The 12,611-nt window shown below is 61.8% G+C and carries 9 protein-coding genes; 2 read left to right on the top strand and 7 right to left on the bottom strand.

Annotated elements, in window-relative coordinates; all coding sequences use genetic code 11:
* Positions 1–21: 21 nt before the first annotated feature.
* Entirely contained in the window at positions 22–930 is a 909-nt protein-coding gene (locus ABHM97_RS00620) for a fumarylacetoacetate hydrolase family protein (RefSeq protein ID WP_349469199.1), read from the bottom strand.
* 192 nt (positions 931–1,122) lie between these two features.
* Here ABHM97_RS00620 and ABHM97_RS00615 point away from each other — a divergent pair, with 192 nt between their 5' ends.
* Both ABHM97_RS00615 and ABHM97_RS00610 read left to right on the top strand, forming a co-directional pair.
* On the top strand, positions 1,123–2,421 hold the full coding sequence (locus ABHM97_RS00615; protein ID WP_349469198.1) for an alpha-L-fucosidase: 1,299 nt from the start codon (positions 1,123–1,125) through the stop codon (positions 2,419–2,421).
* A 36-nt stretch (positions 2,422–2,457) separates the two neighbouring features.
* Entirely contained in the window at positions 2,458–3,423 is a 966-nt protein-coding gene (locus ABHM97_RS00610; RefSeq protein WP_502921241.1) for an aldo/keto reductase, read from the top strand.
* Here ABHM97_RS00610 and ABHM97_RS00605 read toward each other — a convergent pair.
* The 6 genes from ABHM97_RS00605 to ABHM97_RS00580 all read right to left on the bottom strand — a co-directional run bounded on the left by ABHM97_RS00605 (position 3,420) and on the right by ABHM97_RS00580 (position 12,534).
* Positions 3,420–4,091 (bottom strand): FadR/GntR family transcriptional regulator, encoded by a 672-nt coding sequence (locus tag ABHM97_RS00605; RefSeq protein ID WP_235520993.1) that lies wholly within the window; start codon positions 4,089–4,091, stop codon positions 3,420–3,422. The two genes, ABHM97_RS00610 and ABHM97_RS00605, sit on opposite strands and share 4 nt — an antisense overlap.
* Positions 4,092–4,214: 123 nt before the next feature.
* Complete coding sequence (locus ABHM97_RS00600) at positions 4,215–5,723, bottom strand: amino acid permease (protein WP_349469195.1); 1,509 nt, start codon at positions 5,721–5,723, stop codon at positions 4,215–4,217.
* A 143-nt stretch (positions 5,724–5,866) separates the two neighbouring features.
* Positions 5,867–7,282: an aspartate ammonia-lyase gene (locus ABHM97_RS00595; protein WP_235520989.1), complete on the bottom strand. Its 1,416-nt coding sequence runs from the start codon at positions 7,280–7,282 to the stop codon at positions 5,867–5,869.
* Between the two features lie 13 nt (positions 7,283–7,295).
* Complete coding sequence (locus ABHM97_RS00590; RefSeq protein ID WP_349469193.1) at positions 7,296–8,318, bottom strand: asparaginase; 1,023 nt, start codon at positions 8,316–8,318, stop codon at positions 7,296–7,298.
* Positions 8,315–9,043, bottom strand: a complete 729-nt coding sequence (locus ABHM97_RS00585) for a FadR/GntR family transcriptional regulator (RefSeq protein ID WP_257370818.1) — start codon at positions 9,041–9,043, stop codon at positions 8,315–8,317. The genes ABHM97_RS00590 and ABHM97_RS00585 overlap by 4 nt, the downstream gene beginning before the upstream one ends.
* Positions 9,044–9,135: 92 nt before the next feature.
* Positions 9,136–12,534 (bottom strand): DEAD/DEAH box helicase family protein, encoded by a 3,399-nt coding sequence (locus ABHM97_RS00580; RefSeq protein WP_349469192.1) that lies wholly within the window; start codon positions 12,532–12,534, stop codon positions 9,136–9,138.
* Positions 12,535–12,611: the final 77 nt, after the last annotated feature.

Genomic DNA, 12,611 nt, shown 5'->3' with positions numbered 1-12,611 from the left:
GAAGGTTGCGCCCCCGTTGCGTTACGAAACGGGATGCAACCGCACTCCTGGGGTGCTGCGTGCCGTGGCCCGGAAGTACTCCTGGCGCTGGCGTCCCAGGCCCTCAATTTCCACCTCCACCACGTCACCGGGCTGGATGAACGGGAACCGGCCGGACATGGCCACCCCTTCCGGCGTTCCCGTGATGATGACATCACCGGGTTCAAGGACCATGTACTGGCTGAGGTGGTGGACAATCGTGGCGGGGTCGAAGATCATGTCCGAGGTGCTGGAGTCCTGGCGGGATTCGCCGTTGACCAGGGTCTGGAGGCGAAGGTTGTCCGGGTCGATGTCGGAGGCGGGTACCAGCCACGGGCCCAGGGGAGTGGAAGCAGGCAAGGATTTGCCCTTGGTCCATTGTCCGGCCGCGCCCGGGATTTGGTATTCGCGCTCGGAGAGATCATTGGCTACGGCGTAGCCTGCGATGCAGTCTTCCGCCTCTTCGAGGGAGGAAAGGTATGACGCTTCTTGGCCGATCACGACTGCCAGTTCCACTTCGTAGTCGTACTTTTCCGACGACGGCGGGATGGGGGCAGCGTCGAAAGGGCCGACTATGGTGTTGCTCGGCTTGAGGAACACCACGGGTACCTCGGGCGGAGTTGCACCGGATTCGGCTGCGTGGGCGGTGTAGTTCAGGCCGATGGCCACCACGGCACCGGGCCGGGCCACGGGTGCGCCGATGCGAAGGCCCACCGCGGAGATTTCGGGGAGTTCGCCTTTGTCCAGGGCCTCACGGGTGCGTGCGATGCCGTCCGAGGCGAGGAAACCGCCGTCGATGTCGTTGGTCAGAGCCGTGAGGCTGAAGTATTTCTCGGTTCCGTCGGCGTCCTGGGCGATGACTGCCGGTTGTTCGTTTCCGGCCGTACCCAGCCTGGCGAATTTCAAGGTCATGGCTTCCTCCGTGCGTTCGGGACTAACATCCGAACTCTAGTGTGAAGTCGTCGCCCTTGCTTCGGAAATGTGACCCGTTGACAAGTAATACATCAGATGTTTAGTGTCGGTGGGAATCCGGACGCACCTCAGGAGCCGCATGAGCACCGTGATACTCAGCGTTCCGAACAGCCCTGCATGGAAGGAAACCCGTTGATCCAGCACGCACCATGGTTTGAAGAGGCCCGTTTGGGGATGTTCGTGCACTGGGGACTCTATGCGCTCCCTGCCCGGCATGAGTGGGTGATGAACCGGGAGGAAATCAGTGTTGAAGCCTATGAACAGTACTTCCGGCGCTTTGATCCGGATCTTTACGATCCCCGTGAGTGGGCCCGTGCCGCCCGTTCCGCGGGTATGAAGTACGTGGTCCTCACCACCAAGCACCATGACGGCTTTTGCTTATGGGACTCGGCGCTGACCGAGTACAAGGCCACCAACACGCCCGCCGGTCGGGACCTGATCACCCCGTACGTCGAAGCGCTCAGGGCCGAGGGACTGAAGGTCGGTTTCTACCACTCGCTCATCGATTGGCACCACCCGGACTTCACCATCGACGGGGTGCACCCGCAACGCAACGCACCCGACGTCGAGAGTTTGAACAGCGGACGGGACATGGCCCGCTACCGGGAGTACCTGCATGGCCAAGTGAGGGAGCTCCTGAGCAACTACGGCACTATCGACTACCTGTTTTTCGACTTTTCCTACGCAGGGCTCGGGCAGGAGGAGTTCTGGGGCGGCAAAGGCCGGAAGGACTGGGATTCCGAGGCCCTGCTGGCCATGGTGCGGGAGTTGCAGCCCGGAATCATCGTCAATGACCGGCTGGATATCCCGGGAGACTTCATCACGCCGGAACAGTACCAGCCCGCCGGCCCCATGATGCTCGACGGCGTCCCTGTCACCTGGGAGGCGTGCCAGACCCTCAACGGCAGCTGGGGCTACGACCGCGACAACCTCGACTACAAGTCCGTGGACATGCTCATCCGGATGCTCGTTGACGGTGTGTCCAAGGGCGGCAACCTGCTCCTGAACGTCGGCCCGACAGGCAGGGGCACCATCGATCCCCGGGCATTGGCCTCGCTGGAAGGAATTGGCCAGTGGATGACGTTGCACTCGCGTTCCATCTACGGCGCCGGGGCCTCGGCATTCACACCCCCGCCGGATGCCCGCTACACGCAGCGCGGTGACCGGCTCTACGTGCACCTGTTCGCGTGGCCGTTCGAGTACGTCCATCTCCCGGGCCTGGCCGGCAAGGTCGAGTATGCGCAGTTGCTGAACGACGCCTCCGAGGTGTTCCTCCGCGAAGTCGATCCCCAGCAGCAGGCAATGAATTTGACCCCTGGCGGCCAGCCTCCCGGAACGTTGACCGTCAAACTCCCGGTCCAGCGGCCCGACGTCGCGGTTCCGGTGCTCGAGCTGTTCCTGAAGCCCGGTGAGCGGGTGGATCGCGCTTAGCGGTTTGCCCGGGGGAGGATTGGGTATCCACAAAGTATGGGAGTTGCCTTGACACCACTGAACCTCGGCAAGCTTGGCTTCGGCGGGGCGGGCATCGGTAACCTGTACCGGGCCATCCCGGACGGGGAAGCCCTTGCAACCGTTCTCGCCGCTTGGGACGCGGGCATCCGCTACTTCGATACGGCTCCGCACTACGGCTTGGGCCTCTCGGAGCAACGGTTGGGCGCGGTCCTCCGGGACAAGCCGAGGGACGACTTCGTGATTTCCACCAAGGTGGGCCGGCTGCTCGAGCCGAACGCAGCCGGTGGACAGGATCCGGAGGGCTTCGACGTTCCAGCTACCGCCAAGCGCGTGTGGGACTTCTCCGAGGCGGGGATTCGCCGCAGCATCGAGGATTCGCTGGACCGGCTTGGCCTCACCCACGTGGATATCGCCTACCTCCACGATGCCGACGTCCACGATCTCCAGGCCGGGATAACTCAGGGGCTGCCGGCTTTGGAAAAGCTAAGGTCCGAAGGCGTCGTCAAAGCCATCGGCGTTGGCCTTAACTCGGCCGAGGCGGCATTGGAATGCGTCGAGGCCGGCGACCTGGACCTCGTCATGCTCGCTGGCCGATACACGCTGCTGGAGCAGCCCACGGTTCCGCTCCTTGAGCGCTGTGTGGAGCGCCGCACCCGCGTCGTCAATGTCGGCGTCTACAACTCCGGCCTCCTGGCCCGTCCCGACGTCCCGGACGATGCGCACTACAACTACGATCAGGCACCAACGCACCTGTTGGAGCGGGCGCGACGCCTGGCGGAAGTCTGTCGCGACTTCGGGGTGGAACTTCCGACGGCGGCGCTCCAGTTCCCGCTGCGCCATCCGGCCGTGGTGAACGTGACGGCCGGGGCGACCTCTCCCGAACAGGTTGCCTCGAACGCCGCGCGGATGGAGGAGTCTGTTCCCGAAGAGCTGTGGGACGCCCTGGCGGCCGTTGGCGGTGACACCCAGTCCGGCGGTTAGAGCGCCTGGCGCAACCAGTTCTCCACGCCGCTGATGTGCACGGTGGCCAATGCCCGCACCAATTCCGCATCACCGCGCTCCAAAGCGTCCGTGATGGCCCGATGCTCGGACAGGGTGTGGGCGACAGCCTTCTCCTGGGTCAGCCCCCGCCAGATCCTGGCCCGCACCGTGCTGCTCGACAGGGCTTCGAGGAGGCTGCCGAGGTAGTCGTTTCCCGCGGCTTCAGTGATGATGCCGTGGAATTCGAGGTCGTGGGCCACGAGCTCCTCGACGTCCGTGTTCTCGTCGATGCCATCCATGGTGCCGCGAAGCCTCTTGAGATCTTCGGCGGTGATTTTCCCGGCTGCCAAGTGTGCGGTGGCCGGTTCAAGGATTCGTCGGACCTCGAAGAGCTCAAGGATGGACCGGTCCTGGTGCAGGTCCACCACGAACGCCACGGCCTCGTTGAGGAGTTTGGCGTCGAGGCTGGTCACGTAGGTTCCATCGCCGCGGCGGACGTCCAGCACGCGGATCAGTTCGAGGGCCTTCACCGCTTCGCGCAGCGAACTCCTTGAAAGACCAAGCCTTTCGCTCAGTTCCTTTTCCGGCGGAAGTCGATCGCCGGCTTTGAGTTCCCCACGGATCAGCATGTCCTTGATCTTGCCGATCGCCTCATCTGTGACAGCCATGGACCAATAGTAGCCACCAATGATCGGATGTCTGCTTACGCCGCGAAGGGCGTTAACCTACGACGGCGGCACCTGGGTTCCGCAGGTACGGAACCGGGTGCCGCCGTCGTGAGTTGGCGTTTGTTACCTGTCGCCGCCCGGAAGGGGGCGGTTGGCGATAACCGGGGCGCTGCCGGTGTAACCATCGCGGGTGGCGGCAAGCTCATGGATCTGCTTGCGGCACAGGAACCAGCCCCAGACCATGAGGCCACAGGCGATTGCGGTGACCAGCATGGTGAGCGGCGACTCGATGAACACCATGACCAGCACGCCGGCCAGGAAGACCAAGGACAGCCAACCCGTGTACGGAGCTCCGAAAAGCCGGAAGGACGGGCGCTTCACCCAGCCCTTGTCGGACCAGCGTTTCAGTTGCATCTGGCACAGGACGATGGTGGCCCAGGTGACGATGATGCCCACGGAGGCAACGTTAAGGACGATTTCGAAGGCGTCGGACGGGACGAGGTAGTTCAGCGGAACACCGAGGAGCGAGACACCGGCGGTGATGGCGATGCCGCCGTAAGGAACGCCTGCCTTGTTCATGCGCTGTGCGAACTTAGGGGCCGAACCGGCCACCGACATGGAGCGAAGGATGCGGCCCGTGGAGTAGAGCCCGGCGTTCAGTGACGACAGGGCAGCGGTGAGGACCACGAGGTTCATGATGACATCCACGCCCTGGACACCGATGGAACCGAAGAACGTCACGAACGGGCTGACGCCCTTCTGGTACGAGGTGTACGGGAGAAGCAGGGCGAGCAGGATGACCGAGCCAACGTAGAACACTGCGATACGGAAGACCACGGAGTTGATGGCCTTGGGCATGATCTTCTCAGGGTTGGGCGTTTCACCGGCAGCGGTACCCACGAGCTCGATGGAAGCGTAAGCGAACAGCACACCCTGCATGAGGATGATCATTGGCAGGATGCCGTTCGGGAAGATGCCGCCGTTATCGGAAATGAGGCTGAAACCGACCGTCTGGCCATCAACAGGGGTACCGAAGATGACGAAGTAGGTGCCAACCAGGAGGAAGGCCACCAGGGCGGCCACCTTGATCAGCGCGAACCAGAACTCCATTTCGCCGAAGACCTTCACCGACACAAGGTTGAGGCTCAGAACAACGACCAACGCGATCAGGGCCCAGGCCCACTGCGGAACGGCGCCCATCCACGGGACGTACTTTCCGAAGAAGTTCATGTACAGCGCGGCCGCCGTGATGTCCACAATCGTGGTGGTGGCCCAGTTGATCCAGTAGAACCAGCCTGAGACGAAGGCTGCCTTCTCACCATAGAACTCACGGGCGTAGGAGACGAAGGATCCCGACGACGGGCGGTGCAGAACGAGTTCACCGAGTGCGCGAAGGATCAGGAAGGCGAAAAAGCCGCAGACTGCGTAGGCGATGACGAGGGACGGGCCAGCTGCGTTGAGCCGGCCGCCGGCGCCCAGGAACAGGCCGGTGCCGATGGCGCCACCGATCGCGATCATTTGGATCTGGCGCGGCTTCAGGTCCTTGTGGTAGCCGGAGTCCTCCTTGTGGAGGGATTTCTCCGTGGCATGCGCTTGGGCCGGGACCGTGTGGTCCGTGATGGGGTTGGTCATTGGAATCCTTAGGGGTGTCCTGTTGGGGTGTCCATGGGAGTGCCCGGTTCGGGATCCGGGCTCGCTGGACAGTGCCGCGTGGGGGTATGCCTCATGGGGCGTAACGGCTGGCGGAAGCCGCTGGGTTATTGGCCAGTTTGAGCCTATTTGCTCAGATTCGCCAGACGTTCAGGGCTGAGCAGTTCTTCGAGCTGGGACGCGGTCAGCAGACCATGTTCCAGAACGAGCTCTGCAACGCCCTTGCCCGTTGCCAGTGCCTCCTGCGCAATAGCAGTGGCGGAGGCGTAACCGATATGGGGGTTCAATGCCGTGACAAGGCCGATCGACTGCTCCACGGTAAGCCGTAGCCGTTCGGTGTTTGCGGTGATGCCCCGGACACAGCGGGCCGTAAGGGTGCGGCACGCTGCTTCCAGGTGGGAAATGCTCTTGTGCAGGCTGTGCACAATGATCGGCTCGAAGGCGTTCAGCTGAAGCTGGCCCGCCTCCGCGGCCATGGTGACGGTTACATCGTTGCCGATGACCTCGTATGCCACTTGGCTGACCACTTCCGGGATCACCGGATTGATCTTGCCGGGCATGATCGACGAACCCGACTGCACAGCCGGAAGGTTGATCTCGCCCAAACCCGCACGCGGTCCCGAGGACAGCAAGCGGAGGTCGTTGCAAATCTTGGAAAGCTTCACAGCCACACGCTTGAGCACACCTGAGAGGTGCACGAAAGCGCCGACATCCTGGGTGGCCTCGATCAGGTCCGCGGCCGTGAGCAAAGGAAGGCCGGTGATCTCTGCCAGGTGGCGACATGCAGCGTCCGCGTAGCCGGCCGGGGCGTTCAAGCCCGTTCCGATGGCGGTTGCCCCCAGGTTGATCTCGTGGATGAGCATGTGCGACTCGTCCAGGCGGGCCCGGTCCTCGCCGATGGTGACGGCGTAGCCGCCGAACTCCTGGCCCAACGTCATGGGGACTGCATCCTGAAGCTGGGTGCGGCCCATCTTCACCACGGTCCGGAACTCACGGCCCTTTTCGGCGAAGGCCACCTCGAGTTCCTCCAGGGCCTCCAGCAGTTCCTTGACCGAGAAGATCGTGGCCAGGTTCACCGCCGTTGGGTAGACGTCGTTGGTGGACTGGCTCAGGTTGACGTGGTCATTCGGGTGCAGCTTGGAGTAGTCACCCTTGGGGTGGCCCAGAATTTCCAGCGCACGGTTGGCGATGACCTCGTTGGCATTCATGTTGGAGCTGGTGCCGGCGCCGCCCTGGATCACGTCCACCATGAACTGGTCCTGCAGCATGCCGTCCATGATGTCCTGGCAGGCTTGATCAATGGCCCCTGCGCGCTCGGCGTCCAGGAGTCCGAGCTCGTGGTTGGTGCGGGCTGCGGCTTGCTTCACAGCGGCCAGGCCCCTGACAAGGTGCTTGTTGGTGGAGAGCGGCTGCCCCGTGATGGGGAAGTTCTCGATGGCGCGGAGGGTATGGACGCCCCAGTAGGCGTCCGCGGGTACATTGCGGTCACCCAGAAGGTCGTGTTCGGAGCGGAGGGGGATCGCCTGATCGACGGTGGTCATAGCTGTCCTTGGTTTAGTTGCTGAAAATTTGGGCCGCACGGAGTTCGCCGACCGGAAGGCCGCCGCCCAGTACAGGTGGGCTTTGAAGCGTGTCCAAGCTGCCGCCGTCGACACCCAAGTGGCGGAGGACCTCAACGGTGACGGGCATGCGGGCGCGGTCACCGCCGTCGGAAATCTTCACGGCGACGCCCGTACCGTCGGGGAGTCCCACCAGCTGGAGGCCTTCAAAGCCGTCCTTCGCAAGCAGCCCCGGGACGGCGCGCATCAAAGCCGTGACATCGCGGCCTTCACCGGCGACCATCTCCGGGAAACGGCGCATGGCGTGCGCCACCTTGCCCTCGTTGGTGTCCGCGTCCGCGGCGGCCAGACGACCGTACGCCCGGGCCATTCCGTGCAGCGAGTGGGCAAAAAGCGGTGTTCCGCAGCCGTCAGTGCTGACCGCCGCGGCTTCCTCGCCGGTGAGTTCGGTAATGGTGTCGCGGACCAGGACCTGCAGGGGGTGCTCCGGGTGCAAGTACCCCTCCACAGGCCAGCCATTGATGACGCAAACGGCGGTCATGGACGCGTGCTTACCTGAACAGTTCTGCGCGATCTGGGTGGGACCGTTGCCGGCGCGAAGCCATTCCTCGCGCTCCTTCACCCCGTACGGAAGGTCGGTGCTGTTGGCCAGGTCCTTTTCGGTAAGGCCATGCAGCTTCAGGATTTCCTGGGCGCCGCTGCGGTGCATTTCTGCCCCCGAGTGGCTTGCTGCCGTGAGTGCCAGAAGGTTCTCCGAAATGTCCAAGCCGGCTTTAAGGAGTGCAACCGCCTGGAGCGGCTTCAGGCTTGAACGCGGGTACATCGGCGCATCCGGCTCACCTGCTGATGCTGCTGTGCTGCCGTCTTCGTTCAAGGCGACCAGCGAGCCGTAATGGATGCTCTCCACCAACCCGTCGCGGGTTACCTCGACGAGCGGAACGTGGTTGGGCGCATTCCGCGCCTCGGCCTGATGGGCCGGTGCTGCTGGGACGGTCATGGTGTCCTTTGGGTGGGTCATTTGCTGAGGATCGTGTCCAGGGCGACGCTGACGGCCTGAAGGTGGTCGGCCATTGCCTTGCTGGCGGCTTCGGAGTCGCCGGCTTCGATAGCGTTGAGCACTGCGAGGTGTTCCTCGTCGGAGCGGTGCTGCCGGTCCGCCACAAGGTTGAGGGTTTCGGACTGGTGGGCCAAAGCCTCGCGGATGTCTGAGACAACGCTGGCGAACACCCGGTTTCCGCTGGCGCGGGCGACGGCGGAGTGGAACGTGGCGTCCAGGTTCACCCAGGCTTCGGGGTCGGTCTCGTTGAGCATTTCCTGGACGATGTCCTTAAGGTGCTCGAGTTCCTCGTCGGTCCTCCGTTGAGCCGCGAGCCCGGCGGCCGGGATCTCGATGTGGGGACGTGCTTCGTTAAGATCGCGTGCGCTGTACTGTCCCAAGGTAAGGTCGTTAGCGACCTTGTTGGCCACAATGAACGTGCCCTTGCCGGTTTTGGTCATGGTCAGGCCCAAGGTGTTGCAGGACCTCAAGGCCTCCCGGATGACTGAGCGGCTCACACCGTACTGGGCGGCGAGCGTCGCCTCGGAGCTCAACTTGGTGCCGACGTCGAACTGGCCGCCCTCGATGGCACGCCTTAGGGCCGCGAAGACCGCTTCAGCTGCGGAAATGCGGGAGATCGGGGTGTGCGCAGCGGCATTGCCCGGAAACTCGGGTTGTCCAGCTGTCCGGCTGTCTGACAGGTTCACGCTTTGAATATGGCACGGGTCACAAGGCACTGTCAACGCTGAAAGAACCGCTTCACGGTTTGGTGAACGACGGCGGCAATCGCCACTGCCGTTCAGCTCACCTTCGCATGGTTCTCGATGGAGCGAAGAATGCTGATCAGCTGCCCAATTTTCTCATCGCCGAACAGCACATCCGGGCCGGACGGGGCCAGCTCGTTGTATGGAGAGTTGAACAAGGCTTTTGGGCTGACTTTTCCGTTTTCCATCAGATGAGTGGTCAGTACGTTGAGGAAGTTCAGCTGCTGGGCCGTGAGCGTCGTACCGGCCACAAACTCTGACAACGCTTCCTCGACGGCTTCGCGGTCCAAACCAACCAGGGAACGGACAAAAAGGCCGAGCCCATCGTTGGCGGCGCGATTCAAGTCTTCGAGCGAACCCAAGCCGCTTTCCAGGAGTATGCGTTCTAGCTCTTCGAGGTCCAACTCGGTCAGTTGCTTGTTGCGTCGCAGCCGTTGGATGGTTGCGTGCTCCTCGTATTGTGCCAAGTACGAACGCATTTTCTCTTTATAACGGGGGAGGTCCACGAAGCCGTTCGTTGCACCCACCAGTTCAACTTCCTCAAGCACGCCGAGCTCGTCCTGGAAGTTTGTGTAGACCACCTTGCGTTTCCGCTTTTCGATGAGATGGACCAATCCCCGGAGCCGCCGACGGATTTCCTCCAGCCACTCCAAGGAAACAGATTGCCATTCCTCGTCGTGGAGGATTGTTTCCAGCAATGGCAGTTGAGCGGCGATGGCCGGGATGCTCTGCTGGTCTTGCAGGGCGGAGGCTATTGCTTGGATCTTTATCCGGAACGGCCCAACCGCCGATTGCTGCAGGGACGCCAATTCTGTCTGGAGCATCAGATAGTCAAAGCGCTTGGCCTCTTCCGTGTCCGCGGGCGCGCCAATGGAAGCGAGCTTGGCGATCTCGGTTTGCAAAGCCTGGAAGTCCTCGGCCGCCAAGGAAGTCCACGCTGTTTCCTCGGTGAACCTGTCCACCCATTTGCGCGCTGGCTTGACGAGGAAGTTGTCCAGCGGAAGCCGGTCAACTGTGTGTTTCAGGGTTTGTCGAAGGTCGGTAACGACTGGCGCTTGAGGATCCCATTGAAGGTCAGCAAATGTTTGGAGGAGCCGGACGCGTGCAGCAAACGTTGTCTCCGCAAGTGATTTGCCCAGCGATCCTTCGTTGCTGGGCATGCCTGCATTGAAAAATTCGGCATTGCGGCAGAGGTCGAAGATGAAGAAGTCCTTCTTGTCCTCGCCCGGCCCGTACAGTTCCGGGCGCAGGCGCGTACCGCGGCCCACCATTTGCCAGAACTTGGTCTTGGACCTGACCATCTTGAAAAAGACAAGGTTGACGACGTCCGGCACGTCTACGCCTGTGTCCAGCATGTCTACTGAAATGGCGATGTGGGGGTTGCTCTCGGTGGTCGAGAATTCGTCGATGAGATTCTGGGCGTAGTTCACCTGATAGGTGATGACGCGAGCAAACTGGCCCTTGTAAGCCGGGTAGTTCTTGTCAAAGCGTTCAGCAATGTACTCCGCGTGCCTGTTGTTCTTTGCGAAGATCATGGTTTTGCCCAAGCGATCCCCGCCGGCAACTTTGTGGCCGCGGGTCATAAGGACTTCCAACGCCTTGTCCACTGTGTCGGCGTTGAAGAGCCAAGTGTTGATCGCGGTGGCGTCCACGGAATCCGGGATTTCGCCGTCTTCATCCCACTCGAGCTCGTCCCACTCTTCTTTGGCAGCTTCAGAAAGGTCCTCGTAAGAGATACCTTGATCGGGAAACTTCAGCGGAACCGGAACAACACGCGGCGGCACGAGATATCCGGCCTCGATGGCTTCGCTGAGTTCATAAGCAAACGTCGGAACGTTGTCCTCGATGCCGAAGAGGCTGTAAGTGTTGCGGTCCACCTCCGACTGTGGCGTGGCCGTCAGCCCGATGAGGAGCGAATCGAAGTACTGGAAAATTGCCCTGTACTTTTGGTAGACGGACCGGTGGGCTTCATCGACGATGATGAGGTCGTAGTGGCCAATGCCAAAGGTTCGCTGTCCGAGCTTTCCCTCGGTCCTGTTGATGAGGTTCATCATGGTCGGATATGTCGCCACGTGGATGCGGCTGTCTGCTTCTTCGCCCGAGCCGAGAATGACGGGACTGGAACCGGGCAGGTGGGCCTTGAACGCATTGGCCGCTTGCTTGACCAAGGCAACCCGGTCGGCGAGGAATAGAACGCGTTTGGCCCAGTTGGCTTCCTGCAGGAGCTTGGCGAGTGCGACGACGGTGCGCGTCTTGCCCGTGCCTGTCGCCATGACTACAAGCGCCTTGCGCTCGAAGTCCTTCTCGTAAGCTTCCGTGACGGCCCGGATGGCGTTGTGCTGGTAGGGGCGTTCGACGATCGAGTTGTCAATTGCCTGTTCAGCCAGGGGCTTTCGGCTCTGTCTGCGGTTGACCAGTAGTTGCAGTTGATCTCTCGTGTGGAATCCCTGCACCGCGCGTTCCGGGTACATGGTGTCGTCCCACATCCAAGTCTCGTAACCGGAGGTGTAGTAGATGATGGGGCGCCGGCCGTATCGACGCTCCAGGCAGTCGGCGTACAGCTTGGCCTGTTGCTTTCCAACATGGGGATCTTTGGTGGTCCGCTTCGCTTCGACCACCGCCAGAGGCAGTCCGTCAGCGCCCCACAGCACGTAATCCACGTAGCCGACGCCACTGAGCGTGCCGCTTGCCGTGGGCATGGTGTCGACCTTGAATTCGCGGTCTTCTGTGTTGCTGAGCGGCCAGCCCGCCTCGTGGAGTTCCAGATCGATGAGGTGCCTGCGGGTCAGGGCCTCGTCATAGTCATGGTGGTCGGGGACCGTCTGGTTCTGCTTCTTGGCCTCGGCAACTTCGGCCTGCAGAATCTCCAGCTGGGCCTTGAGGTCAGCGGAGTCGGCAGCTGCCTGTGCAAGCGCCTCGTCCTTTGCTTTGAGCTGACTTTCGAGTGCTTGGAGTTCTTCGGGCGACTGCTGTTGGACCGGAGTCTTAGGTTTTGGGGTCAGGGCCGAGGCGTCGAAAATTAACGACGGCGGCAGCTGGCTACCGGTTTTGGCGTAATTCCTGGCGAGCCAATAGCAAACGTGGTGCAGTTCGCGAAGCACGAGCTCAGCGCCTTGGATGGTGGGGCCAACGGAGTTGTGAACCGCATTGTTGCCGGCTTTGCGGATGATCGTGAGCTTGTTGGCAATTGGAGCGCCCACAAGATTCTTGAACGTGGGCTCGTTCAGTAAGGCATTGAGGTCATCTTTGTAGGGGGTAACCAAACCTGGCTCTACTTGGTAAAGCCACTCAACAATGCGTTCGATGGTGTAGCGGGCGTAGAACACGGATGCGCGAGGATCGACCCGGGCGAATTGTTCGGCCCGGCGTGCTTGTTTCGCCAACTCGGGCCACTCGCCCAGCATGAACCCAAAGTTGCTGGTAACTGCCCCCATGCAGCCGTCTCCGATCCGTTGCTCCGTTGTCCTGGAAGTAGTCAATCACGGGGTTGTGACTATTTGCTCTTTATTTC

This window comes from Paenarthrobacter sp. CAP02 (genome assembly GCF_040137855.1).
Lineage (GTDB): Bacteria > Actinomycetota > Actinomycetes > Actinomycetales > Micrococcaceae > Arthrobacter.
This window is presented reverse-complemented; position numbering and strand designations above follow the sequence as displayed.

Coding starts and splice junctions, on each gene's coding strand:
- ABHM97_RS00600 (WP_349469195.1), bottom strand. CDS start 5,723: ATGACCAACCCCATCACGGACCACACGGTCCCGGCCCAAGCGCATGCC.
- ABHM97_RS00610 (WP_502921241.1), top strand. CDS start 2,458: ATGGGAGTTGCCTTGACACCACTGAACCTCGGCAAGCTTGGCTTCGGC.
- ABHM97_RS00580 (WP_349469192.1), bottom strand. CDS start 12,534: ATGGGGGCAGTTACCAGCAACTTTGGGTTCATGCTGGGCGAGTGGCCC.
- ABHM97_RS00620 (WP_349469199.1), bottom strand. CDS start 930: ATGACCTTGAAATTCGCCAGGCTGGGTACGGCCGGAAACGAACAACCG.
- ABHM97_RS00595 (WP_235520989.1), bottom strand. CDS start 7,282: ATGACCACCGTCGATCAGGCGATCCCCCTCCGCTCCGAACACGACCTT.
- ABHM97_RS00590 (WP_349469193.1), bottom strand. CDS start 8,318: ATGACCCACCCAAAGGACACCATGACCGTCCCAGCAGCACCGGCCCAT.
- ABHM97_RS00605 (WP_235520993.1), bottom strand. CDS start 4,091: ATGGCTGTCACAGATGAGGCGATCGGCAAGATCAAGGACATGCTGATC.